Source organism: Ancylobacter terrae (assembly GCF_045108345.1).
GTDB lineage: Bacteria > Pseudomonadota > Alphaproteobacteria > Rhizobiales > Xanthobacteraceae > Ancylobacter.
Genome location: NZ_JBJGXH010000001.1, coordinates 2,032,645 through 2,057,389, shown reverse-complemented (window position 1 = coordinate 2,057,389; position 24,745 = coordinate 2,032,645). Strand labels below are relative to the sequence as shown.

At 66.4% G+C, this 24,745-nt stretch carries 23 protein-coding genes and 1 tRNA gene; 15 read left to right on the top strand and 9 right to left on the bottom strand.

Annotation, left to right across the window (positions count from 1 at the left end):
- Positions 1–22 precede the first annotated feature (22 nt).
- The 5 genes from ACEUEL_RS09800 to ACEUEL_RS09780 all read left to right on the top strand — a co-directional run bounded on the left by ACEUEL_RS09800 (position 23) and on the right by ACEUEL_RS09780 (position 6,705).
- Positions 23–1,030 carry an ABC transporter permease gene (locus ACEUEL_RS09800; RefSeq protein ID WP_405704340.1) on the top strand — a complete coding sequence of 336 codons (1,008 nt, stop codon included), beginning with the start codon at positions 23–25 and terminating at the stop codon, positions 1,028–1,030.
- Positions 1,031–1,040: 10 nt separating this feature from the next.
- Positions 1,041–1,916: an ABC transporter permease gene (locus ACEUEL_RS09795; RefSeq protein WP_405704338.1), complete on the top strand. Its 876-nt coding sequence runs from the start codon at positions 1,041–1,043 to the stop codon at positions 1,914–1,916.
- Between the two features lie 32 nt (positions 1,917–1,948).
- Positions 1,949–2,668, top strand: coding sequence for a cysteine hydrolase family protein (locus tag ACEUEL_RS09790; protein WP_405704336.1), 720 nt, complete (start codon positions 1,949–1,951; stop codon positions 2,666–2,668).
- A gap of 49 nt (positions 2,669–2,717) precedes the next feature.
- Complete coding sequence (locus ACEUEL_RS09785) at positions 2,718–4,613, top strand: ABC transporter ATP-binding protein (protein ID WP_405704335.1); 1,896 nt, start codon at positions 2,718–2,720, stop codon at positions 4,611–4,613.
- Positions 4,614–5,463: 850 nt separating this feature from the next.
- A complete protein-coding gene (locus ACEUEL_RS09780) occupies positions 5,464–6,705 on the top strand; it encodes an NAD(P)/FAD-dependent oxidoreductase (protein ID WP_405704333.1) in 1,242 nt (413 codons plus the stop codon).
- A 269-nt stretch (positions 6,706–6,974) separates the two neighbouring features.
- Here ACEUEL_RS09780 and ACEUEL_RS09775 read toward each other — a convergent pair whose 3' ends face one another.
- The 4 genes from ACEUEL_RS09775 to ACEUEL_RS09760 form a co-directional block, all read right to left on the bottom strand.
- Positions 6,975–8,201: an ABC transporter permease gene (locus ACEUEL_RS09775; protein ID WP_405704331.1), complete on the bottom strand. Its 1,227-nt coding sequence runs from the start codon at positions 8,199–8,201 to the stop codon at positions 6,975–6,977.
- A complete protein-coding gene (locus tag ACEUEL_RS09770) occupies positions 8,198–8,911 on the bottom strand; it encodes an ABC transporter ATP-binding protein (protein ID WP_405704330.1) in 714 nt (237 codons plus the stop codon). The genes ACEUEL_RS09775 and ACEUEL_RS09770 overlap by 4 nt, the downstream gene beginning before the upstream one ends.
- Positions 8,912–8,940: 29 nt before the next feature.
- Complete coding sequence (locus ACEUEL_RS09765) at positions 8,941–9,396, bottom strand: hypothetical protein (RefSeq protein WP_405704328.1); 456 nt, start codon at positions 9,394–9,396, stop codon at positions 8,941–8,943.
- 187 nt (positions 9,397–9,583) lie between these two features.
- Positions 9,584–11,329: an alkaline phosphatase gene (locus ACEUEL_RS09760; RefSeq protein WP_405704326.1), complete on the bottom strand. Its 1,746-nt coding sequence runs from the start codon at positions 11,327–11,329 to the stop codon at positions 9,584–9,586.
- 593 nt (positions 11,330–11,922) lie between these two features.
- Between ACEUEL_RS09760 and ACEUEL_RS09755 the strand changes: the two genes are divergently transcribed.
- Positions 11,923–12,861, top strand: coding sequence for a hypothetical protein (locus ACEUEL_RS09755; RefSeq protein WP_405704324.1), 939 nt, complete (start codon positions 11,923–11,925; stop codon positions 12,859–12,861).
- Positions 12,862–12,976: 115 nt separating this feature from the next.
- Here ACEUEL_RS09755 and ACEUEL_RS09750 read toward each other — a convergent pair whose 3' ends face one another.
- The 3 genes from ACEUEL_RS09750 to ACEUEL_RS09740 form a co-directional block, all read right to left on the bottom strand.
- Complete coding sequence (locus ACEUEL_RS09750) at positions 12,977–13,423, bottom strand: hypothetical protein (protein ID WP_405704322.1); 447 nt, start codon at positions 13,421–13,423, stop codon at positions 12,977–12,979.
- The gene (locus ACEUEL_RS09745) at positions 13,416–13,850 is read right to left on the bottom strand and encodes a hypothetical protein (protein WP_405704320.1); all 435 of its coding nucleotides are present in this window, start codon (positions 13,848–13,850) and stop codon (positions 13,416–13,418) included. Before ACEUEL_RS09745 ends, ACEUEL_RS09750 begins: the two co-directional genes overlap by 8 nt.
- A 70-nt stretch (positions 13,851–13,920) precedes the next feature.
- The gene (locus ACEUEL_RS09740) at positions 13,921–14,253 is read right to left on the bottom strand and encodes a hypothetical protein (RefSeq protein WP_405704319.1); all 333 of its coding nucleotides are present in this window, start codon (positions 14,251–14,253) and stop codon (positions 13,921–13,923) included.
- Between the two features lie 220 nt (positions 14,254–14,473).
- On the opposite strand from ACEUEL_RS09740, the gene ACEUEL_RS09735 reads away from it, so the two are divergent.
- From ACEUEL_RS09735 to ACEUEL_RS09715, 5 genes are all read left to right on the top strand, one after another.
- Complete coding sequence (locus ACEUEL_RS09735) at positions 14,474–14,758, top strand: helix-turn-helix domain-containing protein (RefSeq protein ID WP_405704317.1); 285 nt, start codon at positions 14,474–14,476, stop codon at positions 14,756–14,758.
- Positions 14,715–15,041 (top strand): hypothetical protein, encoded by a 327-nt coding sequence (locus ACEUEL_RS09730; protein WP_405704315.1) that lies wholly within the window; start codon positions 14,715–14,717, stop codon positions 15,039–15,041. Before ACEUEL_RS09735 ends, ACEUEL_RS09730 begins: the two co-directional genes overlap by 44 nt.
- A gap of 498 nt (positions 15,042–15,539) precedes the next feature.
- Positions 15,540–17,441, top strand: a complete 1,902-nt coding sequence (locus ACEUEL_RS09725) for a coiled-coil domain-containing protein (protein ID WP_405704313.1) — start codon at positions 15,540–15,542, stop codon at positions 17,439–17,441.
- Positions 17,441–18,145: a hypothetical protein gene (locus tag ACEUEL_RS09720; protein ID WP_405704312.1), complete on the top strand. Its 705-nt coding sequence runs from the start codon at positions 17,441–17,443 to the stop codon at positions 18,143–18,145. The genes ACEUEL_RS09725 and ACEUEL_RS09720 overlap by 1 nt, the downstream gene beginning before the upstream one ends.
- Entirely contained in the window at positions 18,135–19,241 is a 1,107-nt protein-coding gene (locus tag ACEUEL_RS09715) for a hypothetical protein (RefSeq protein WP_405704310.1), read from the top strand. The genes ACEUEL_RS09720 and ACEUEL_RS09715 overlap by 11 nt, the downstream gene beginning before the upstream one ends.
- Here the strand turns inward: ACEUEL_RS09715 and ACEUEL_RS09710 are convergent.
- Positions 19,238–20,527, bottom strand: a complete 1,290-nt coding sequence (locus tag ACEUEL_RS09710) for a hypothetical protein (RefSeq protein WP_405704309.1) — start codon at positions 20,525–20,527, stop codon at positions 19,238–19,240. The genes ACEUEL_RS09715 and ACEUEL_RS09710 overlap by 4 nt on opposite strands.
- Positions 20,528–20,602: 75 nt before the next feature.
- Here ACEUEL_RS09710 and ACEUEL_RS09705 point away from each other — a divergent pair, with 75 nt between their 5' ends.
- On the top strand, positions 20,603–20,935 hold the full coding sequence (locus tag ACEUEL_RS09705; protein WP_405704308.1) for a hypothetical protein: 333 nt from the start codon (positions 20,603–20,605) through the stop codon (positions 20,933–20,935).
- 494 nt (positions 20,936–21,429) lie between these two features.
- Here ACEUEL_RS09705 and ACEUEL_RS09700 read toward each other — a convergent pair.
- Positions 21,430–21,506, bottom strand: a tRNA-Arg gene (locus tag ACEUEL_RS09700).
- Positions 21,507–21,904: 398 nt separating this feature from the next.
- Between ACEUEL_RS09700 and ACEUEL_RS09695 the strand changes: the two genes are divergently transcribed.
- The 3 genes from ACEUEL_RS09695 (at position 21,905) to ACEUEL_RS09685 (ending at position 24,669) form a co-directional block, all read left to right on the top strand.
- Positions 21,905–22,969: an ABC transporter substrate-binding protein gene (locus tag ACEUEL_RS09695; RefSeq protein WP_405704307.1), complete on the top strand. Its 1,065-nt coding sequence runs from the start codon at positions 21,905–21,907 to the stop codon at positions 22,967–22,969.
- Positions 22,970–23,110: 141 nt separating this feature from the next.
- Positions 23,111–23,896: an ABC transporter ATP-binding protein gene (locus ACEUEL_RS09690; RefSeq protein WP_405706692.1), complete on the top strand. Its 786-nt coding sequence runs from the start codon at positions 23,111–23,113 to the stop codon at positions 23,894–23,896.
- Positions 23,893–24,669 (top strand): ABC transporter permease, encoded by a 777-nt coding sequence (locus tag ACEUEL_RS09685; RefSeq protein ID WP_405704305.1) that lies wholly within the window; start codon positions 23,893–23,895, stop codon positions 24,667–24,669. Before ACEUEL_RS09690 ends, ACEUEL_RS09685 begins: the two co-directional genes overlap by 4 nt.
- Positions 24,670–24,745: the final 76 nt, after the last annotated feature.

Below are 24,745 nucleotides of genomic sequence, written 5' to 3'. Positions count from 1 at the left end.
GGCGGCTTAGGAGGAGCGCGCGATGGCCGCTTATCTTCTGAAGCGTGTGGTCGGAACGATTCCGGTCCTGGTCCTGATCGCGTTCTGCGTGTTCATGCTGCTGCAGGCCTCCCCCGGCGATCCGGCAGCCATGCTGATCAGCGACCAGGCCAGTCCGGCGGAGGTCGAGGCTGCGCGCCAGCGCTGGGGTCTGGACCAGCCGCCGCTGATCCAGTTCCTGCAATTTGCCCGCTCGGCCGCGACGCTCGATTTTGGCGACAGCTTCAAGTATGGCGAGCCGGTCACCCGGCTGATCGCCGAACGCTTTCCCGCCACGCTCGAACTCGCGCTCTTCGCGTCGGTCTTCGCGATCGTTCTGGCGATTCCGCTCGGCATGTGGGCCGCGCGCCGGCCCAATGGCTGGATCGACAATGGCGGCTCGGCGATCGGGTTCATCGGCATCAGCATGCCGAACTTCTGGCTCGCGCTGGTGGTGATCCTGTTCGTGTCCGGCTATCTCGGCCTTCTGCCCTCCAGCGGTCGCGAGACGCTCGGCATGGGCGCGGACCCGATCACCGGGTTCGCCACCCTCGACGCGGTCCTCGCGGGCAACCCGGCCGCGCTGCGCGATGCTCTCGCCCATCTCGCGCTGCCGGCCTTCGTCCTCGGTTTCAACATGGTCGGCATCGTGATGCGGGTGACGCGATCGGCGATGCTCGACGTGCTGGGCGAAGACTACATCAAGACGGCAAGGGCCAAGGGCCTCGACGAGGGGCGGGTGATCTGGCGGCACGGGCTGCGCAACGCCCTCGTCACCGTTGTGACCGTGGTCGGCCTCGAATTCGGTGCGCTCCTGTCCGGCTCGATCATCGTCGAGACGGTCTTTGCCTGGCCGGGGATCGGAAACCTGCTGCTCCAGGGCATCAGTGCCCGGGACTATCCGCTCATTACCGGTGTCGTTCTTGTCTATACGACCCTGTTCGTCGTCGTGAACCTGCTGATGGATGTGCTTTATGGCCTCATCGACCCCCGAATCGGCGTTGGCCGCTGAGCGCAGGGTAATGGCCGTGTCCGCCCCGCGGTTTCAATCGGCATGGCGGCGCCTGCGCCCCTGGCTGCGCACCAAGGCCCTGATCGGATTCACCGGCGTCGGCCTCGTGATCGTGTGCGGGCTCTTCGGTCCGCTGCTCGCGCCCTATAACCCGCAGCAGCAAAATCTCAGTGCCGCCCTGATGGCCCCGTCATGGAGCGGGCATCTCTTCGGAACCGACCATATCGGGCGGGACATTCTCTCGCGGGTAATCATCGGCGCACGCACCTCGCTGATCATCGCGGTCTGCGTCGTATTGCTGTCGGGCATAGTCGGCACTGCGCTGGGCATGATCTCGGGCTATGCCGGCGGCCGGACCGATTTCGCCATCCAGAAGGGCGTGGAAGTGGTCTGGGCGTTTCCCCCGCTTCTTCTCGCCATCTCGGTCGTCGCCTTCCTCGGCCAGGACCTGCCGATATTGATCGCCGCGCTGGCGGCGCAGCGCTGGATTCCGTTCTGCCGGCTCACGCGCGCGAACACCCTGTCGCTCAAGGAGCGCGACTACGTCACCGTGGCCCGCTCGATCGGGGCGACGCACACGCACATCCTGCTGCGGCATCTGCTGCCGAACATGCTTCAGTCCGTGCTGATCGTCGGCACCTTCGCGATGGCGACCTCGATCATCGCCGAAGCCAGCCTGTCCTTCCTCGGCCTCGGCGTGCCGCCCTCCATTCCGACATGGGGCGGCATGCTGGCGGACGGGCGCGCCTATGTGAGCACGGCCTGGTGGATCGCCATCTTCCCCGGGCTCGCCATTTTCCTCACCGTCCTGTCGATCAACATGATCGGCGACGTCCTGCGCGACAATCTCGACCCGAAGCTGCGCCGCTCGGGCGGGTCCCGGTGACCCCTTCGCTTCCTTGAACTGGATATGTGTACATGGCCACGATCGACCAATTCGAAGACCATTGCTGGAAGGACCTGATCCCGGCGCAGGACATCGCGCTCTATGCACCCTATGCGCGGGAGACCTATGTCGGACCTCGGCCGGCGCTTCTGGTCATCGACCTGTATGCGCTCGCCTATCGCGGCGGCAGCGGCTCGCCCTACGAACTCGACAAGACCCATCCGAACAGCTGCGGGGTGTTCGCGCACCAGGCCATCGCCCCGACCAAGCGGCTGATCGCGTCGGCGCGGGCCGCCGGGCTGCAGGTGTTCTACTGCACGCAGGATGTGCGGCCCCATAACCGCCCGCCCGGCGCCTTCTCGACCCACCGGCCGCTGCCGCCGCAGACGGCGGAGGACTATGCGATCTACCCGGAATTCGCACCGCAGCCGGGTGACGTCGTCATCTACAAGCAGCGCGCCAGCGTGTTCCAGGGCACGCCGTTCCTCTCCCACCTCAATCTGCTGGGCATCGAGAGCCTGATCGTGTGCGGGGAAGCGACGTCGGGCTGCGTCAGGGCAAGCACGGTCGATGCCTATTCGAACGGCTTCCACGTCTCGATCGTCGAGGAATGCACGTTCGATCGCTCCGAATTCGTCCATAAGTCCAACCTCTTCGACCTCCACCACAAATATGTGGACGTGATGAAGCTGGACGAGGTGGACGCCCATCTTCGTAGCCTTGCCGACGTCCGGTCGCGCGCCGCGGAATGACGTGGGCGACGGCGGCCCCGTCCTGTTTCGTCATGGAGGCGATATCCGTATGAGCACCGACGCGCAGATCACGCCGGTTCTGTCGATCCGGAACCTTGAAACCTCGTTCCGGGTCGAGGGACAGTGGCAGCGGGTGATCAAGGGCGTGTCGTTCGACATCGGGGCGCGGGAAACGGTAGCGGTGGTCGGGGAATCCGGCTCCGGCAAGAGCGTGACCGCGCTGTCGATCATGCGTCTCAATCCGGCCGATTCGTGCCGGACGGAAGGCTCCATCACGCTCGCCGGCCGCGAACTGCTGACGCTGCCGGACGCCGCGATGCGCCATATTCGCGGCAATGAGATCGCCATGATCTTCCAGGAGCCGATGACCTCGCTCAACCCGGTGCTGACCGTCGGATTCCAGATCGCCGAGGCACTGATCCTGCACCGCGGCCTGTCGCGCAACCAGGCCGAGGCGGAGACGGTGCGCCTGCTCGAACGCGTGCGCATTCCCACGGCGAAGTCGCGCTTTCACGAATATCCGCACCGGTTCTCCGGCGGCATGCGCCAACGCGTGATGATCGCCATGGCGCTGGCCTGCAAGCCGAAGCTGCTGATCGCCGATGAGCCGACCACCGCTCTCGACGTGACCATCCAGGCGCAGATCCTCGACCTCATCAAGGAATTGCAGGACGAGGAGGAGATGTCGGTCCTGTTCATCACCCACGATATGGGGGTGGTGGCCGAAATCGCCGACCGCACCGTGGTGATGTACAATGGCGAGCAGGTCGAGGTCGCCCCGACCGCCGAGATGTTCGCCAATCCGCGCAAGCCCTACACCAGGGCGTTGCTGTCGGCGGTTCCGCGGCTCGGTTCGATGACCGGCCGGGCGCGCCCGATGCGCTTCCCGGTCGTCGATCGCACCACCGGAAAGAGCGACGACCCCTCCGAGGTGCCGGATACGGTGCAGCCGGGCGAGCGGCCTTTGCTCGAGGTCAGCGGCCTCACCACCCGCTTCGAGATGCGCGGCGGGCTGCTGTCCTCCGTGATCGGGCGCGTCCACGCGGTGGAGAACGTCTCGTTCAGCGTGCGTGCCGGGGAAACCCTGGCGCTGGTCGGCGAATCCGGCTGCGGTAAGTCCACCACCGGCCGCTCGGTGATGCGCCTGATCGAGCCGTGCGCGGGGTCGGTGCTGCTCGACGGGGTCGATGTGCTGGGGCTCGGCCCCACCGCGCTGCGCGAACAGCGCAAGCGGATGCAGATGATCTTCCAGGATCCCTTCGCCTCCCTCAATCCGCGCATGACCGTGGGCGACGCGATCGCCGAGCCGCTGCTGATCAGCCGGATGGCGACGCGGCCGCAAGCGCGCGAGCGCGTCGCCGATCTGTTGAGCCGTGTGGGCCTCACCCCGGACATGGCCAAGCGTTACCCGCACGAATTTTCCGGCGGCCAGCGCCAACGGGTGTGCATCGCGCGCGCCTTGTCGCTCGAGCCGAAACTGATCGTGGCCGATGAGGCGGTCTCGGCGCTCGACGTGTCGGTGAAGGCGCAGGTCGTCAACCTCATGCTCGATCTGCAGGCGCGGCTGGGGCTCGCCTATCTGTTCATTTCCCACGACATGGCCGTGGTGGAGCGCCTCAGCCACCGCGTCGCGGTGATGTATCTCGGCGAGATCGTCGAAATCGGCGCGCGGGAAGCGATCTTCGGCAATCCGCAGCATCCCTATACCCGGCGCCTGCTGGCCACCGTGCCGGTCGCTGATCCCAGCCAGCGTCAAAGAAAGCGCCGGAATGTCGATCAGGAGCTGAAAAGCCCGATCTGGCCGCCGGACTATGTTCCGCCGGTACGTCAGTACCGGGAGGTGTCGCCCGAACACGCGGTTATGGTGTGGAGCGAGGAGCGGGAGCCGGCCGGCGTCGATCTCGCGGCGGCGTCGACATTCCCCCCGGCTACCATCCAGCTTTAGGGCATTTCCCGATCAGACGGATTCATCTGATCGAAGAGGAATGGCTTCAGCTCTTTGAATCGAGAGCCCTTCCCGTTCGGATGTCGATCCGAACGGGAAGGGCTCTAAGTCCAGTGCGGCAACGGAACCGCCGAGCGTTGCGACATTTCGCGGACCGGACGCCTGCCGGGATCGGCATGCTGCAGCTGCCTTGGACGGTGACGCTTTAGCGGCCCCGCGGCACGACGCTGACGGCGGCCGCTTCTCCTGCCGGGCGAGATCGGCTATCCGCCCGACCCCATATGCTTTTCGGCCCATGCGGCGATGTCGCCGGGGCGGCGGCCGGGGCCGCCACGGGAGGCGCTCTGGGTGGGATTGTCGGCGCCATGACCACGGAAGGCGTGCCTTCTGATCAGGCACACATCTATGCGGAAGGCGTGTGCCGCGCTGAAACCAATGTTCCACCGCGCGGGCCCGACTATCGCGCATCGGAAACGCAGGCGTTGCTCGACGGGCAGAACCACGTCGATCTGACGGCCCGGCAACGTGATTGTCGTGCTGGCGGATGGACCGGCTTCGACGAAGGCGGAACGGCTATTCGGCGGACGATGTTGTTCGCGAACGGCAGCGCTATCTCTCCTCGTAGGCGGAATGGGTATTTTTCGGCTGACCTTCCTGCGCCTTCGTGCCGTCGATCCTGGATCGGCTGCACTTTCTTTTCCATGGATGCGCTCGTATCCAGACATCACGCGAGGCCCAATGCCAGCTTTCAGCCGGTTGTCCTTCTGGCGCGAACCAACGAGCGTTCGCGGGGTTGTCGTGCGGCGATTCCGGAAATTGTTCTCGGGTCGCCACATGGGGCGGGTTGGCCATGCTCGACGCCAATAAGACCGAACAGAAGGATCTGCGCGGTGGTGAATCGCCGTGGCAGAGTGGTTTCACCAGGCCACGACGCAGGGCGCTCGATCACAGCTTGAAATGTGACGTGCTCGTCGTCGGCGGTGGCATAACCGGAGCGCTGGTCGCGCAACATTTGACGGCGCTTGGTCGGCAGGTGTGCCTGATCGATCGTGAGCGTGTCGGCTTTGGCAGCACGGCGGCCAGCACGGCCATGCTCCAGTGGGAGATCGATTGCTCGCTCGGCGAACTGACCGCCCTTTACGGCTTCGACCGGGCGGCCAACATCTTCCGGCAGAGCTTTCGCGCCGTCGCGGGCCTGCGAGCATTGGTTCAACAGCTCGGAATTGCCTGTGCCTTTCGGGCCCGGCAATCTCTCTATCTGGCGGTCGAACAGGCTGATCCGGCTAATCTGCGTGCGGAGAGCTCCCTGCGTGATCGGGCGGATCTGCCCGGCGTCTACCTGGACTATCTGACCTTGAAACGCGAGTTCGATATCGAGAGGGAGGCCGCTATCGTCTCGCCCGGGTCGGCTGAAGCCGATCCCCTGCTGCTGACCCACGGCCTCATCGCCTCGGCGCTTGCGAACGGCGCGTCGATATATGACGCCGAAGCCATCGCCTATTCGGGTTTCAGCCGCGGCGCGCTGGTCGGACTCGACAATGGCTGTGAGATCGAAGCCAGGCATGTGGTGCTGGCTTCTGGGTACGTTATGCCGGCATTCCTGACGTCAGAGCTGCATACGACCGCCTCGAGTTGGGCATTGGCGACCGCGCCGCAACCGCCGGGCGCGTTATGGCACGATGGCGCGCTGATCTGGGAGGCGTCGGACGACTACCACTATGCTCGGACCACGGTTGACGGTCGCATCATCATCGGAGGCGAGGACGATGATCAGGTGATCGATCCGAACGAACGCGATGCGCTGACGCCCGCAAAACGAGAGGCGCTGCTTCGGACGCTCAAATCGCTGCGCCCGGAGGCTGAACTGGTCGCAGACTATATGTGGTCGGGGGCGTTTGGACAGACCGTCGATGGGCTTCCACTGATCGGTGAAACGCCGACGGAGCCCAATATTTTCGCCGCCTACGGATATGGGGGCAACGGCATAACCTTCAGTTTCCTCGCAGCCCATATGCTCGGGAATATGATCCGCGGTCACCGTGAAAGTTGGTACGACGATCTGGCGATCGATCGGTCTTTGCCGGGACGCTAGGCTGCTTTATCGGCATGCGTGGTCGGGGCGGTGGCATGCGGCGCTCGCGCGCGGCGCCGGCAGCGAGAAGGAGCGCCTCGCGCTGCGCAGGCAGTACGATCAGGCAATGATCGATCTGGCCGGCGTGCGCGACCGAATCCGGGGCACCTGTGGCATCTCGCAGCAGGCGAACATGCGGGCGCTCGGCCGGGTGGCGCAGTCGGTGCGCGCCTTCAACACCCTCACGATGATGGGCGGCTCGGCGGTGTCGTCCGGCGTGACGGGGGCCTTCAGACCCGCAGGGCCTCGGCTGGCGGCAGGCGATAGGCGAGCAGCGCCGGCACCGCCGCGATGAGGGCGGCGCCAGCGAGCAGTGCCGCGACGAAGCCCGCATCGGCGCTCTGGTAGGCGACCGGCAGGCTGAAGCCGCCGCTGCGCTCCAGCCCGCCGGAGATCAGCCGCGCGGCGCCGTAGCCGAGGGCGAGACCGGCGAGGATGCCCGCGCCGACCAGCGCCAGCAGTTCGCACCAGACGATGCCGAACACTGCCAGGCGTGGTGCCCCCATCGCGCGCAGCGCGCCGATCTGGCGCCGGCGCTGGGCGACGTGCAGCACGGCGACGAGGGCGATCGCCGCGCCGACCAGGGCCTGCGCGCCATAGGCGACGATGGCGAGCACGGTGCGCGCGTCGCCGAGCGTCGCATAGAGGCGGGTGAGCACCTCGCCGGGAAATACCGCGAGGGTCGGGCCGGTGCGGTATTCGCCGCGCAGGCGATAGGCTTCGGCGATGGTCTTCGGCTTGACCAGGATCGCCGGCACGCCGGGATTTTCCGCGTCCGCCATGCCGACCGGGCCGGACAGGTCGATCCGCCCGTGCGACGCCGCGCCCGGCGTCGTCGGCCAATTGCCGGCGCCGGGCCGGTGTACTGCCCAGACCGCCTCGATCGGAACGAGGATCGCGCGATCCCAGGGGGTGCCGGTCGGCGCCATGCGTCCGACCACGCGATAGGCAACGGCTTCGTGGCCGTGGCCACCCTCCTCGGCATGCCCGTGCATCGGATGGACTGTGTCGCCGAGAGCGAGCCCGGAGCGCGCCCCGGCGACGGCGTCGTCGAGCCGCTCGAAGCCGCGCCCCTCCGCAAGGGGAAAGCGGCCGCCGAAGGTGGCGAGCGCGTTGGTGGTGCCGATGATCGGGTGGTCGCCGTAAAAGTCGCCGAAGCCGACCGGCGCGGCGAAGGCGACGCGCGGATCTGCCGCGAGCCGGGAGAGGACGGCGCCCGGAAGCAGCGGCAGCGGCGCGGGCTGGAGGAACACGGTGGAGAGCACGAGCTGGGTCTCGCTGCCCGACGCACCGATCACGAGGTCGAAGGCATCCGCTGCCCGGGCGCTGCCCAGCCGCAGCGCGCGCTCCTGAAGAATGACCGCGGCGCCCAGTGCGGTCGCCAGAGCGATCAACACCACCACGAACAGGCCCCCGACCCACAGCCGGCGCAGATCGGCGAGCACGAAGCCGATCATGTCGCGTCGCTTTCCGCATCGCCGAGGCGCCCGCGGATGAGGCGCAGTCGGCGCTCCAGGCGGCCGACGATACGCTCGTCATGGCTGACGACGATCAGCGTTGCACCTTCCTCGCGGCTGAGTTCGAGGATCAGCTCGGCAACGGCGGCCCCGCTCGCCGCGTCGAGGCTCGCCGAGGGTTCGTCGGCGACGAGTATGCCGGGTCGCCGCAGCAGGGCGCGGGCGACTGCAACGCGCTGCATCTCGCCGCGCGAGAGCGTCTCCACCGCCTGGCCCGGACGCGCCAAGCCGACGCGCGCGAGCAGATCGCCGGCCCGCCGGCGGAGATCCGCGTCGAGGGCCCGACGCAGCCGCACGGGCAGCAGCACGTTCTCGATCGCGCTGAGGCCGGGGAAAAGGTGGAAATCCTGCATCACCAGCCCGACATGGCGGGCGCGCCAGTCATCACGCCGCCCTTCGCCGAGTGCCGCGAGGTCGATGCTTTCCCAGCGCACATGGCCCTCGCGTACCTTCGCCAGCCCTGTGAGCGCATTGACCAGCGTGCTCTTGCCCGAGCCGGACGGTCCGGTGACGGCGACCCGCTCGCCGGGCGCGATCGCCAGCGCGGGGATGTCGAGGACGGGATCGGGGAGCCCCGGAAAGCGGATGACGAGACCCTCGACGGCGAGCGCCGGTGCGCCGGTCGCGACGGGAGTTGCGGGCGCGGGCATGGACACGGGTATGGACGCTGGCATGGCGCTCAGGCCGCCGCGAAGCTGGCGCCGCGCAGCCGCAGGCGGCTCACGAACCCGGTCTCCGGATCGGTCCACGAGCCGACCTCGAGGATGCCGCTGACGCGGATGACGCCGTTCGTCTGCACGAAGGTCTGCCTCGCGTCGAGATAGACGACGAGGATGTTGTCGGGCCAGTCCGCGTCGGACGAGCAGAACGGGCAGATCGACATGGGGATCTCGGTCAGCACGAAGAAATTCGATTCGGCTTTGAGCGGGGGGGCCATGAAGCCCTTCATGGCCACCGGCTTCCCGTCCAGTTCCTTGACCTTGCCGGAGAATTCGAGGCCGAGCACGCTGATGGCGCCGTATAGCTCGTCGAAGTCGAGCGCGGTCGGCGAGGCGGTGGCGAGGCGCGTCGTGGCCGGCAGCGCGAGCGCGGCGAGGAGTGTGGGCAGCAGCGCCCGGCGCGTCACTGGCATCATGCGGCATTCTCCCCGCTTCTCCCCTCCGGCGACCGTCGGGAGCCGGCCCGTTTCCCGACAGGCGCGCCCCATCGCCCAAGTGGTTCGGCGGGGCCGGGGCGGCACGCCCGGTGCGGCGGCATCGGTTATCTGAAACGGCAGAAGGGCGAGGCAGGTCCTCGCCCTTCCCGCCCGCTGCGTCGTCGTGTCAGTTGGTCTTCGCCGGCGCGATGGCCAGCACGTCGACGAGGACGCGGTAGATATCGCTCTGCTCCATGTAGCCGCGGAAATGCTCCGCGCCCGGGCCGATCGCCTGCAGCACGACGTCGTCGACGGCATGGACGGCGGTGTCGTCGGAGCGCGGGATGTTGCCCTCGCGCCTCACCGCGCCGGGAACGTCCTTATAGGCCTCGTTGGCGACGTACTCGCCCTTCTCGTTCTTGATCGCCGGCACGAACGGGCCGTCGAGCTTGGGGCGGAAGGTCTCGTAATAGTCCGGGAAGTTGTTGGCGAAGATGGCGAGGCGGCGGGACACGTCGACGCGGTCGGGATAGCCGTCGCCGTTCCTGTCCTCGTAGTTCGGGAAACCGGCGTCGGCATAGGTGCCCACCTTCTCGCGCATCTCGGTGCCGGGCTTGTCATCGTCGATGGTGCCGATGATCGACACGCCGTGGGTATGGTCGCCGGTAACCACGATCAGGGTGTCGGGATTGGCTTTGGCGAAGGCAACCGCCTCGCCGATCGCCTTGTCGAGCTCGATGGTCTCGACGAGCGCCCGCTCCCAGTCCATCGGATGGCTCATCTTGTCGATCGATGCGCCCTCGACCATCAGGAAGAATCCATCGGGATTCCTGGCGAGCTGGGCGAGCGCGGCCTTCGTCATCTCCACGAGGCCGGGCTGGTTCGGAAACTTCGGCACGGTTCCCTTCTTCAGGAACTCGCGGTCGAGCGTCGTATCCAGGTTGCCGGGATGGAACAGGCCGAGGATCCGGCCGGTGTTGGTGCCGCTGGCCGCCGTGAGGCCGTCCTTGTCGGTCGCGAGCGTGTAGCCGGCGTCCTTGAACAGCTGGATGAAGTCCTTCTCGTCCTTGCGCTTCGAGCCGTTGGTGGCCTTGGGCAGGAAATAGGCGGAGCCGCCGCCGAGAATGATCTCCGGCTTGACGTCGTAGAGCATCTCGACGATGGCGGCCTTCTCGGCGCGGGCGCGGGTATGGGCGACCAGCGCCGCCGGGGTCGCGTCCTCGATCTCGGCGGTGGAGACGATGCCGACGGATTTCCGGGTCGTGCGCTTCAACGCCTCGGCAATGGTCTCGACCCGGGGGTCGTCGAGCGTGTCCTTGGTGCGGTCGGCATAGACGCCGAGCGCGTTCACCGCGGTCTTGTGGCCGGTCATGTAGGCGGACATGGTGTTTGCGCTGTCGGTGGCGACCGCATTGGTGGCGGAGGTGCCGACGAAGGCGACCGGCGGGATGTCGTCGAGGTTCAGGCGGCCATTGGCCTTGCCTTCGCTCATGCCCTTCGACATCAGGCGGGCGCCGGTGCGGTGGGCCACGGAGAGGCCGTCGCCGAGAAAGAAGATGATGTTCTTCGCCTTCGCCATTGCCGGGGTGGCGTAGACATCCCAGGTGACGGTCTTGCCCTGACCGCCGGCGCTCACCTCGACCTTGTAGGTGCCCGGCCGGGCGATGGCGGCGCCGCGCAGGATCAGCGCCGAGGCCTCCACGCCCGTCTCCTTCGCGACGAAGGTGGCCTCCTTGCCGAGCGTCGTCTTGTAGTCCTCACCGTTGATCGTGACCTTCACGTCATCCGGCTTCACCACGCCAGAAAACTCGACCTTGAAGTCGAAGGGCGAGCCCGCGAGGATCGTGGCGCGATCCAGCGGGTAGACGGTGTCGGCGAGCGCCGCGCCCGACAGCAGGGCGAGGCTCACGGTGGCGAGGAAGATCGATCGCATAGGCGGCTCCGGGTTCTCAGGAGGGCGTTGCGCGCGCGGCGGAGCGGCGCGTCGTTGCGAGCGGTCCTAGTGGCGTTCGGTGTCGCTCGCGTGACACCCCGGCGGGGAATGCCGGGGTTTGCCCGAGACCACCACGAGCGCTTCCCGCTTCGGAAGGTGCCGAACCGATGATCTGATCGGCGCGCCACCACTGGGATTGGGGCGATCAACCGTTCCCTCAAAACTGAGGAGACGGTGATCGCCATGAAGCTCGGCCAGCATCTTGCGCGCATCGCGCCGAACATTGTCGTGGCGCTCTGTCCATGTGCGCGAAGGTCGCTTGGTTGAGCGTGATGGCGTCCGCGACCTCCTGAACTGCGTCATCGGATCCTGAGAACTCACTAAGCGTTCGCGTTTGATTAAATTTGCTGACGAAATTGTATCCCAATTTTTACTGTAAATATGACGAGCGTCGAACTGAATATACGCTTTAACGTTCGCTTTTCATGGGTGTCCCTGCCAATTGGCACAGATGACACCCGTTAACAGGAGCGACGAACATGCATATCGAGAGGATGTTACATCGACATAAGCATCTTCGCGGCACAGCTCTTATGGCTCTTCTGCTGGCCAGTACGGTGACAGTGGCGGATGCGCGCGAACGTCCCGGCGGAGATCGCGGAGGTTTGGGAGGAGGCCTGGGTGGCGTCGGCCGTTCGGTGAGCGACGCGGTCGGCGGTCTCGGTGGGGCGGTCGGCGATGCCGTGGGCGGCGCCGTCTCCGGGGCCCGCGATGCTGTCTCCGGAGTCGGTGACGCGGTCGGCGGCGTGTCCGGCGCTGGCTCCACTGCCGGCGCCACGCAGGGCGCGGGCCGCTCGATCGCCGGGACGCCCTCCTCATCCAGCGCCCGCGCCAGCAGCAGCGCGAGCAACGCCCCGCCGAGCAAGAGCCTGCTCTCGCTACAGGTCAACCTGCTCAAGAAGAAGGGGGCGCATCACCAACTGGTCGATGTCGATCGCCGCGACCGGCCGCGCAGCGGTGTTTCCGTTGCCGATGTCGGCGTCTCCGTGCTCGGCCGGCAGGGGACGAAGGCTGATGCCAATGCCGTCGTCGGCGGGCGCAAGGGGCTCGTCGATGCGGATGTTCGTGCCTCGGCCTTCGGGCGCAACGGCCTGAAGGCCAAGGCCGACGCCACCGTGCTCGGCAAAGGCAAGGTGGCCAATGTGGATGCCCGCGTCGGGCTCGGCGGTCGCAAGGGCCTGAAGGCCCGGGCGGACGTGGATGTCGGCGGACCGGGGGTCGCCGCGGTGGATGTCGACGTGAGCATCGGTGGCGGCGGCCCTGGCGGCGGCCTGCCCGGTGGCGGCAACGGACCCGGCAACGGCGGGTTCCGCCCCGGCGGCAACTCCGGCGGCGGTACGGTCGCAACCGGGCCGCGTGGCACCAGTGATTCCGACCTGACGGCAAGGAAGCTGCGCTGCGTCGGCGTCCTCTCTGAGCCCGCCGCTTATGATGCGGGCATCGTGGCCCTCTGTCGCGATCTCCGCGGCTGAACTGCTCCCAGCACGAACCGGCCCGCACTCGGAAGGGCGGGCTGGTGCGGCCGACCGGGCGGCACGGGTGGGGTGTATTGTCGCCAGCGCAGGATGCGACAAAGGACTACGCCGATCACGCCGCCGCATGCCAGCCTTGCTCGATCGCCGCCATGCGCTCCACCTCGCGCACCATGGCGAGGTAGCATTTCGGGGCCCAATCGAGGTCGGTTGGCGGTCCCGCGAGGTCGACCGAGAGGCTGATGTCCCAGGCCAGCACGCGCAGCTTTACGAGCAGCCCGGCGAGCGTCTGGGCTGGCAGCCCCCGCACCGCTTCCGCGATCCGGTCACACGCGTCGGCAGCGGCCTCATCGTCGAACGGGCAGCCGGGCGTTTCGTCGGCATCAAGACGGGCGCGCACCCAGGCGGCGTGCTGGATGTCGAAGGCCGCGCCGAGGCGGACCAGCTCAGCGTCAGGATGCTCCGCATCGGCGATGGAGATGCGCGCGGCGAGCGCTGCAACGGCGGCCGGCGTCATCACCGGCAGAGCCGCGAGTAATTTGCGGCGGGAGAGCCTAGCCATGGGCCACCTCCCGATCCGCGCCGATCTTGGGGACGAACACGCCGATGACGCGGCCAATCAGCATCGAGGCGAGGCCGTCCGCCGAGAGCGGGCCTTCTGAACACGACGGCACGTCCCGCCGCGAGTCGGGCATCTGGTGCACCGCCCACCACGACGGACGGGCGTCCGGCCGGTGGCGGGACCGCCGGGCGACGCAGAGCCGGACGGCGAGGTCGGTCGCCAGTAGCGGCGAGCGATAGCCGATCAGGAACATCTCATCCGGTGCCGGCCGATGGTCGGCGAGGTCCACGACGGCGAACTCGCCGCGGTGCAGGTGAGGTTCGAACGCCTCGTCCTGCACGAGAAAGGTCATGCAGCCGGGCGGAATGCGCGGCATCTCCTCCAGCAGCCGCAGCTCGGGCTGGTGGTCGAACATCGTCTCGGACATGGCTCCTCCTTCGCCGGTCGCGCGGTGCGCGCCGGACGTTGTCAGGTCGGTGGTGGTGGTGACGGGCCGGCTAGCGCTCGATGGCCTCGAGGTCGATCAGCACCATGTGCAGACCCATGAGCGTGATGCGCTCATACGAGTCGGGCTGCATGCCGGCGCCGGGGCCTGCGTAGCGCAGGATGATCTGCAGCTTGTCGATGATGCCATCGATGGTCGCGACGGGAGCCGTCACCGCAGCGACGGCGAGCGGCAGTTCGGCCTGGTCATGCTCCGTGCCGGTCGAAGCCGGATCGTGCATCGCCAGCCAGTTCCGCTCCCATGCGAGGCGGGCACTCTCGAAGGCCTTATGGGAGAACAGCGGCGGCGGGTCGGCGGAAGGTGAAGCGTCAGGTGTCGGCTTCATGGCGCTCTCTCTGCATCAGGGAACGGGCTGCAATCGTCGGGGCCGATCTGTCTCGGCACCGGGGCGGCAAACGGGTGGCGTTGGCCGGAACAGGGGCGTTCGGCATGGGCACTCCAGCTGTCGAAAAACGACAGTTACGACGCTAATAGATGCTTAAGGATAGATCAAGTGTTTTTCGATGGTTCTGGTGATTGGCGATGGACCGTGCTATTTGACTTGCATGATGACGCCAGCCCAATGCCGCGCCGCTCGCGCACTCCTCGACTGGTCACAACAGCAACTTGCGGACGCGGCCCGCGTCGGCGTGGTGACCGTCCGCCAGCTCGAATCCGGCGCCTCGCAGCCTCGGAATGCGACGCTTGATGTCCTGAGGCGCGCCCTCGAAGCCGCGGGCGTGATCTTCGTCGAGGAGAATGGCGAGGGGCCCGGAGTGCGCCTCAAGAAGCAGCGTCCCGCCGACGATGGCAGACCCGTCGAGGATCTCAACGCATCGAACGACGGGTGAGGAAATCGCCGACGCCGCCGCCGCTTCTCGCTTCGCTGCTAAGGGACGACCGCACGCTCCGCATGCCATCCTGGAAAAGATCGCGGAACGCGCCCAACGCCCGGAGCTGACCCGTCACCAGTTCGAGTTCAACGTCTTCGATGTCCTGATCGACTTCGAAGCCGGCGACGTTCTGATCGAGAACACCCTCGACACCGGCGCGGATGGCGAGCGCGAACTCGTCATGCCGGTGATCCTCACGACAGCCGAGGAGCGCGAAACCTGGCTGCGCGGCATGGGCTGAGGCCAAGGCGCTGCAGAGGCCGTTACCGGATACGATGCTGATGCTGATGCTGATCGATCGGCCGGCGGCCGCTTAGCCAATTGCGGTATCAGACCTCGCTTGGCGGCGCCGTTCTGTCGTCAGCGGCGGGACCGAGCCGTTGGCGATTCTAAATAGCCCCTTAGGTGACGTCCGCTTCGCGCCCCATTCTGGCCGTAGAAGTCGGATTAACGGATTCCTCAAGGCGGACGTTGCTGCTTACCGCCTGAAGGTCACGGTTGTGCCATTTGTGGATGTTCGCCGCTGCCTACAGTGCGGACCTTCTCCGGCCTGAACGGGAGCTTTCTTAGCTATCCGCCGGTGTGAAATCGCCCAGTGGGCTACCGCAAGGCACACCAGCTATAGTAGCGTGCTGTAATCGCCACGCTTCCGCTCCTGACGGCGTTTGACATCCAAGGGTTCGACCTCTTCCCAGGCCTCGATGGGGCTGGCGGGATCGATCGTCCCGTGGAGAACGGGGTGACGCTGATCGCGGGCATCAATGGCCTGGGCAAGACCACGCTTCTGATGACTCTCCTGCGGCTGCTGACCGGCCCCAATGACCTTACCAGCGCCGGGCGGCCAGACGTCGGCTCCACCCTGCCGGAGAAGCCGGCCAGCCTGTCGCGTGAGGCCCTGCGGTTCTTCGCCCAGCGCGTCGCCGACGACGCGAAGGACGCCACCGCCACCCTGAAGGCACGGTTTGGAACCCGTGAGCTCATCGTCAATCGGCGGCTGCAGAACCTGCAGCTTCTCGAGGCGACGGTGGATGGCCTGCCACTCTCGGTCGTCGATGAGGCCCACTACCAGTCAACTATGTGCGAGCTAATGGATCTGTCGTCGTTCGTCGACGTGCTCCTGGTCCTGCATCACACAATCTTCTTTCCGGAAGGAAGGCCTGGCGCGCTTTGGGATCGCAACGCCCAACGTCAGCTCCTGCGCGCGATCCTGCTGCCCCCGCCGCTCGCCGCCAGGATCTCCGATCTTGAACGCCAAGTCGGCAGCGCGGACAGCGCCGCGCGGAACCTTAACTCAGTGCTTGGGCCCCAGCGCCGTCGCCTGGAGGACGCAAAGGCCACGCAGGTGGCCGCGCCGGCGGTTCGAGCGACGGTGAAATCCAAGCAAGCTCTGCTGGCCGCGGCCGAGGCAAGGCGTTCAGTCCTGGACGAAAGGCGAGAGACCGTGCAAGCGGAACGACGGGCCGTCCAGCTCGACTACGAACGGGCGAAGATCGAGCGCGAGGAAAGCGCCCGTGCCGTCGAGCGGCTGAAGTACGAATCGCTTTCGCGGGTCTTCCCCAAGCTCGAGGACGCCGCCCTCCTTACCATCCTGACCCTGCTAGCGAAAGGCAACTGCCTGGTCTGCGGCGCACATGCGGAAGCAGCCCGCAAGCACATGGAGGCGGAGTTGGCCGGGGGCGTTTGCCCCGTCTGCCATTCATCGCCTGCCGAGCAGGCCAACGTGGTGGCTGCGCACGAGGTGGAGGCCTCTCGCCTCGAGCGCTTGCGGCACCGGGCGCAGCAGGCCATGGCCGAAGAGGCCTCGTTCTCGGGGCGCTTTACGGCACTCAACGCCGAATACGACGATGTTCTCGCGCAGATCAAAGCCATGAGCTCCGAAATTTCCGACCTCGAGGCGGAGTTGCGGACCCTCGATGCCAAGCTGCCGCGCCCGACCAAGGAAATCGAGGCCCTGGAGCTGCAGGTTCAGTCCATGGAAGAGACGCTGGCGGGCCACAGGGCGCGGCGCGCCGAGCGGGCCGGCGAGCTTCGCGACGCCCTCCAACTTGTCCAGAACGCCGCCGTCGAGAAGACGAGCACCCTGGAGGAGGCCTTCGCGCGCTACGCCCACAGCCTGCTATCCGAAGATGCCGTCCTCGTGCGGGACAACATCGACGCGGGCATCGCCCAGGCCGAGGAACAGTTCCAGGTCCCCTCCTTCTACGCCGACATGACGTCCGCCGGGCGGCCCGGCATGTCGCGGCGTCGCGGCCCCAACGACGTGTCGGAATCCCAGCGCGAGCTCATCGACCTCGCCTTCCGCTTCGCGCTCCTCGAGGCCGCCGAGGCGAGTAGCGCGTCCACTTTGGTGATGGAGACACCGGAGGCGAGCCTCGATGAATTGGCGATGGAGCGCGTCGGTCGGGCCCTCTACGAGTTCGCGTCGACGGGCTCAAACCGCCTCGTCGCCACGAGCAACCTGACCAACGCTGGCATGATCGCTTGGCTATTCGGCGGTCCGGTCAAGGATCGCGGGGAGTTGCCCGGCCGCTACGATCGCACCGTCAACCTGTTGACCCTCAGCGCCAAGAACCGGGCGCTACTCGACGATGTAGACGGCCGCTATCTGGCGCTGCTCGACAAGGCGCTGAAGGGCGCGTGATGGCGGAGCGAGACACAACTACACCGCAAATAAGCGATGAGGAGCTTCAACTCCTGCGTCAACGCGGTCGTGTCCTGCTGCTGCTCGACGCTGCGGAGCGCGCGGCAGTGGCCCCCCTCTCGACCGACCGGCTCCACGCTCTGGCCTTCCTCGCAGACGTGCTCAGCCCGGTCTGGCGCCTACCAGCGTTCGACCAAGTGGTCGTTAAATCGAGCGACGGCCCCTTCTTCCCCGAGTTGCAACGGGAGATGGATCGTCTGGTGGCGGCTGGACTTCTTGAGGTTACGAACATCCGCTACGTTCCGCGTCCGCGTGAAGGCGCACGGATAGAGGCAAGTTACGGGCTGCGCTTCGGCTCGCCCCATTTGGAGACCCTGCTGGGACGCCTCGGCGCCCGGGGCGAAGCTCTGGCCCTCGATCCGCAGGACGTGAAGGTCCACGCCTTCTTGGTCGAGCTGGCCGGCGCCCTAGCCCGCCTGCCCAAGGACGAGATCGACCGCGCGGCGACATCGGACGTCACCTATTCCGATCGCCAGATCGACAACGAGAACCTGATTTACATTACGCCGTCGGCGCGATCGAACCGCAGCGTTGAGACCGCCGAGCGGTTCTCGAGCTTTATGCCGCAGGGCGCCAACTTGTCGCCTGGCGAAAAGCTCTACCTCTACGCCACCTACCTCGGACGCCGCATCCATGGCGGCTAACACCGGCGGTCAGATCGCGGACGTCTCGGACACCGACCTCGCCTCGGTTACGCGGACGCTTGTCGGTCAGCCGGATGTCGAGGCGGACGATCGCGAGCTCTTCTTTGGTCAGGTGCAGAGCCTGATTGAGGACCGCGCGCGCCGCGAATGGCCAGGCGAAGGCGAAGCCGGCATCTCGATCTTCGTCCGCGCGGCCTACCCCCGCCAGGCCGCGAGCGCACTTACGGCTTCAAAGCCATCGGCGGACATGATCGGCACGGTCGAGCCGCTGATGGGCCGCGTGTTCCTACTCGACCGCAACGCCTCCCAAGGTTGGTCGGCCGACCTCCCGACCTCGGATCCCGGCGAGATCATCGAGTGGCTGAGCGGACTCCCTTTCGGCGGCAGCCAAGTGATCCTAGTCTACCGCACCGCGCTGCTGCTGATCGAGCGGGCCAATGGCGCACAGCAGGGGATGACGCGTCAGGAGCCGATCCGCACCGAACCGCCCCGGGTCACCCGCGAGGGGCTGTTCGAGGCCCTCGACAATTTCCACTTATCGCACGTCTTGACGCCGCATAACTGTCCTGAGGGGCTCTGGCGGAAGGGTTATGCGGAATCCTACCACGCCGGGTCGACGCCTGAAGTTTCTCTACAGGCGCAGCTTCGGACGTTCCTCACAGGCTGGTTCCGGGGGCAGCTTCGCATCGATCGTGAAATCCCGACCGAGATCGGTCGCATCGACATCGGCCTGTTGATCCCGCCGTCCGATCCAAGCGGTGGCCTCACCTATTGGGGCGTCGTTGAGTTGAAGGTGGTCAAATCGTATCGGCACTCCAAGAAGGGCGGCGCCCCCGTCAAGGTCGGCCCGCTCGTCAACGCTCGGGACGTGGCCAAGGGCGTGCAGCAGGCGCACGCCTTCCGCACCAATCGCGGCTGTACCTGCGCGGTCCTGGAGATCTACGACATGCGTGCCGACAAGGCTGCCGATCCGCGGCAGCATGCCGAAGTGCAAGCGGTGCTGCCGACCTGCAGCCCGCCGCCCGACATGCGTCTGACACCTCTATTCGGCTCGGCGCAGCAGGCGCGGGACGCCGGCTACTTTCCGCCAGCCTAAACGCGGGCGAGGACGAGAAGCGTCTCTGAAAGCTCGTGGCCGCCCCCCTGCTGCGGCGAGGCTCGCATCGAGCGGAACGGCTCGGCGCGCACGAGCGCGAAACCATGACTTGGCGCCTGTTCCGCGAGAATGGCGGCCACCGGAACGTCGATGCCCGCATACCGGCTGTCACCGACCACCATGTAGACCCGCCCGCGTTCGCGCAGCCGTGCCGAGAGGCCCGCCAAGATCGCTCCGATATCGTCGAAATAGGCGGCGATCATCGGCGCGATGTCTGGGTTCCAAAGGCTGGCCTGAACCTGCGCCATCGCCACCATGGTCCGTTCAAGCAGTGACCCAGGCACCGGCGCCGCCGCGCTGAGATCGCGCTTGATCTGCACGTGGCTGCGCAGCGTAGCTTCCCGCAGTTGGCGGTTCTCAGCCGCGCCGTTCAGATACCCCATCATCCAAAGTTCAATGTTGTACACATCAGTGTAGTCAAAGGAGTTAGGATAGGGCGGCGAGAAGATCGCCATGTCGGCGGGTTCGATTTCGGCGAGGAGCGCGCGGGCGTCGCCACGGAACACCTCGTAGTCACGGCACCGCCGAGCCTCAAAGCGCCGGAGGTCAAACAAGGCGCTCAGGACGCCCTGCTCGAACATCTCATCCACCGCGCCCGGCTGGATGGGGGTCTCCCTCCATTGGCGCCGGTACCGGCGCCCCTTGCCGCTGACAAGCGCATTGCTGGCGGGCACGGCCGTGGCACCGAGCAACACTCTCAGCAGGCGGCGCGTCGGCGCATCTTCCACGGTTTCAATCGCGGCCCGATAGGCGAAGAACCGCGCCGCGACATCCTGCGAAAAGAGATAACGGTCATTGACGCCCGGCTCGACGAAGGTCGGCGGCGCGTTCGCCAGGAACTCGGCCGGGTCTCGGTTCTTACCATGCGCCAGCTCCACGACATGGGTGAAGCCGCGCACCACGGCATTAATCTCGTAGCGCGCGATTTTGGCCTCGATGAGATCCGCCAGAAACGGATTAACTTCAATCATCGAGGGGCGCACGCCCAGGAACTGGGCGGCCAAGGCTGTCGTGCCCGAGCCCCCGAAGGGGTCGATCACCCGTTCGACGGCGCCAGTCTCTTCGATCGCCAGGCGCACCAGCTCGGGGGCGAACGCCTCCTTGAAGCGGCGCCAGCCTTGGAACGGCAGAGTAGCCGCACCCGCATTGGTCCCGAGCGTCGGAACGTCACGTCGCCCGGTCCACTCCTCGAAGGCGACGTAGGCGGTAGATGTAGTCGGAGCCATATCCGTCCCCTCTCTGCTTGGCTCCTCGCCACGACGACCCTTCCGCTTCGCGTTTGATTATGCCATTATTCTATTATGGCGCAAGAGGCAGCAACAGCCCTGGAACAGCTGGCGCGAGACCTGAAACGGGTGTTTCGCGCCAAGCTTGCAACTCAAAAGGAAATTGCTGTTGCGTTGGGGCTGACGCAGAGCACCGTTTCCAAGGCGAAGAGCGGCGCGTTGAAGCGGGAGACGGCGGACACCAGCGCGCTTCAAGAATATGCTAATATTCTTCTTTCTACGCGAGAAATTTCGCCTCGTGTCCGCGACGCCGCCGAAGGGTTCCTAAGCGCCGGCGGCAGCGAGGCCGAATTGATCGAGGCGATCACCCTCAGTACGCGCCTGATTCGGGGCCGTCGCGCGGCCTGAAGTCCCGTTGTCAGCCGCTCAGCTGCGGGCAGCTCGATCCGAAAAGGGCCTCGCCAACGTCGCCAATGGGTAAAAAGCGGCCGCGACCGTGCGACATAAATCCCGGTAGCAACTAAGTTGCCAGTGGCCTATCGGCGCGCATGAACATCTCGTCCGGCAGCGGACGCTGCAGCGCCGTGGTCTCTCCCACGGCGCGCTGAGCGAGGGCCCTCGTTCTGCCGCCGTGGTGACGATCACCGGCATTTCTTTTGCGTCGAGAGGCCGACGGTGACCGTGCACTCCTTGATCTTCTGGAGGCTGGTCCCGCGCAAGGCAGGGATGGCCGGGCCGTCACGCCAGAGATGCACAGCTCGCGGTCCGAGGCGGACGGGGCGAGCCGGCCGGTGGGGCGGGGCTTGCGCGCCGGTGGCGACGCGGTGGCGACAATGCGCCCTAAGGGACGGAATGGTGAGGCGGCATCTCCCGCCCAAGATATTGATATCTAATTAGAAAAGTGGCGCGCCCGAAAGGATTCGAACCTCTGACCCCCAGATTCGTAGTCTGGTGCTCTATCCAGCTGAGCTACGGGCGCCCGTCGTGCTCGCCATGCCCTCGCGAGAGAGGCTGTTGGCGGGCCGTCGCAGGGTGGCCCCCGCGAATGGCCTGTGAGCTACCCGGTTTCGAACGGCATTGCAAGCCGTGAATGGACGGCGATGCGCAGCGCCTGTGCATAGGTCCGACACGCAGGGCGATCGGCGTCGGCCCGTCGGCGGGGATGACGCTCAGCGCCAATCCATCCGGTTCGCGCGATCCGGGTAGTTTAGCCGAGCCGGTTTCCATGCGCGCTAGCGGAATGTAGGTCGGATCGTGCTGATCCATTGGGCGTGCTCCGATTTCGGGCAAATAGCGCCTTCGCTTCGCTTGACCGCCTTCCCGCGACTGCCTAGCCTGCCGCCACGTAAGGGAATGTCGCAGGCGGGATATCGAACGATGAGCGGAGCGTTGCAGGGCAAAAGGGGGGCGTGGCGCTACGGGCATCGCGCGTGGATGGTCGCCGCATTCGCCGGTGCCGTTCTGGCCGCCACCTGCTCTCCGGCGGCATGGGCGCAGACTCCGGTCAAGTTCACGCTGGACTGGGTGTTCCAGGGGCCGACTTCGCCTTTCCTCGTGGCGCTCGACAAGGGCTATTACAAGGCCGAGGGTCTCGACGTGACGATGGATCCCGGCCAAGGCTCGGCGGGTGCCGTCCAGCGCGTCGCTACCGGCGCCTACGACATCGGCTTTGCCGACGTGAACTCGCTGATCGAATACAACGCCAAGAACCCCGGCAAGGAAGTGCTGAGCGTGTTCATGGCCTATGATTTCCCGCCCTTTGGCGTCTATGCGCTGAAGAAGAGCGGCATCGCCAAGCCGGCCGACCTCGCGGGCAAGAAGCTCGGCGCGCCGGTGTTTGATGCCTCGTTCCGGCTGTTCCCGGCCTATGCCAAGAAGGTCGGAATCGATCCCAAAAGCGTCGAGCACGTGAACCTGACGCCGCAGCTGCGCGAACAATCGCTCGTTCAGGGCTCGGTCGATTTCATCTCCGGCCACTATTTCTCGTCGATCCTCGATCTCAAGGCGAGGGGGGTGAAGATGGAGGACATCGTCGCCTTCACCTACTCCGACGCCGGAATGGATGTGTACGGCAACGGCATCATCGTCTCGCCGGCATTCGCGGCCAAGCCGGAGGTCGTGAAGGGCTTTTTGAGGGGCACCGCCAAGGCCTGGAAGGACGTCGCTGCCGATCCCGCGATCGGGATCGCGGCCGCCCGGAAGCGTGACCCGCTCATCAACGAGGCGCTCGAGCTGGAGCGGCTCAACATGTCGCTTTCCATGAACGTTCTCACCCCCTATGTGAAGGCCAACGGCATGGGCGACGTGGACCCCGAGCGGTTCGCGCGTTCGGTGAAGGATGTGGCCGACGCCTTTGGCCTGCCGGTGGCGCCGACCCCCGATAAGGTTTTCACCAACCAGTTCCTGCCCCCGAAGTCCGAGCGCATGGTGGCGCCGAACTGAGGCTGGTCCGATGAACGGCGAGGCGGAGGCTGAACGCCTCGAAACAGGCGGGCTGACGCGATCGACGGGCGCCGCCGCCGGCGCGGGCATGGACGCCGGCCGGTATCTGCCCCGGCCAATGCGTGCGTTGCCGGCATGAGCATGTCGCCCCTTATCGAGCTCGACGGTGTCAGCCTCGCCTATGGCGGGGAGGGCGGTGTCCTCGCGCTCGCCGATGCCACCATCGACATCGCGAAGGGCGAGTTCATCGCGGTCGTCGGCCCGTCCGGGTGCGGCAAGTCCACGCTGATGAAGCTGGTGACCGGGCTGATTCGGCCGACACGCGGCGAGGTGCGTGTGCACGGCCGGGCGGTGACCGGGCCGATCGGCGGGGTGGGCATGGCGTTCCAGAACCCGACGCTGATGCCCTGGCGCACGACCCGCGACAATGTCCGGCTGCCGCTCGAGGTGGTGGCGCCGCACAAGGGGCGCTTGCGCGCGCACCGGGGCGAATACTACGACAAGGTTCAGAAGCTGCTCGATTCGGTCGGCCTGGGCGATTTCGGCGATCGCTATCCCTGGCAGTTGTCGGGCGGTATGCAGCAGCGCTCGAGCCTGTGCCGTGCGCTGATCCACGAGCCTGAAATCCTCATGCTCGACGAGCCGTTCGGCGCGCTCGATGCTTTCACGCGCGAGGAGTTGTGGGGCGTGATGCAGCGCCTCTGGCTGGAGCGGCGCTTTACCTGCGTCCTCGTCACGCACGATCTGCGCGAGGCCGTCTATCTCGCCGATACGGTCTATGTGATGAGCCGCCGGCCCGGCCGCATCGTGCAGCGCCGACCGATTGACCTGCCGCGCCCGCGGACGCTGGAAGGCACCTTCGAGCCGGAATTCGTCGCCATCGTGCAGGAGTTGCGCGAGCGCATTCACGCGGAGCATGCGGGATGACGCCTGCCGCAGAGCGTGCGCTGCGCCACGCCATGCCCTGGCTCGTCCTCGCGGGGCTGCTGCTGGCATGGGAAGGTGCCTGCGTCCTGCTCGACGTGCCGGAGATCATCGCGCCGCGGCCCAGCCGTGTCGTCGAGGTGATGATCCAGCGCTGGGGCATCCTGCTCGATTTCTGCCTTCAGACGCTGACCACCACGCTGATCGGCTTCGCCATCGCCATTGCCTTCGGACTGGCGCTGGGACTTGCGATCGGAGCCTCGCCCTTCGTCTACTCGGGGCTTTACCCGCTGTTGATCGCCTTCAATGCCATCCCGAAGGTGGCGATCGTGCCGATCCTGATGATCTGGCTGGGCGTGGGGGCGCTGCCGGCGGTCATAACCGCCTTCGTGATCTCGTTCTTCCCGATCGTGGTGAATGTGGCGACCGGGCTTGCAACGATCGAACCCGAGATGCGCGACGTCATGCGCTCGCTCGGCGCCAGCAACTGGGAGATTCTCACCAAGGTCGGCGTGCCTCGCGCCATGCCGTATCTCTTCGCGAGCCTGAAGGTGTCGATCACGCTGGCCTTCGTCGGCTCGGTGCTGGCGGAGACGGTCGGCGGCAATCGCGGCATCGGCTTCCTGATGCTGTCGGCCGGCGCCCGCAACGATTCGGCCACCACCTTCGCCGGGCTCTTTGCCATCGCGATCATGGGCATCGCCATGTATGCGATCTGCGCGTTGGTGGAGCGCCGCATGACGCGCTGGGCCTTCCGTGGCGAACTGGTGAGCTGACCACCCGCCGGTGGGACCGGTCGAGTCGATTGTCTTCGGCGGAAATGGCGTGCGGAAGCGGTCGGGGCTATGGTCG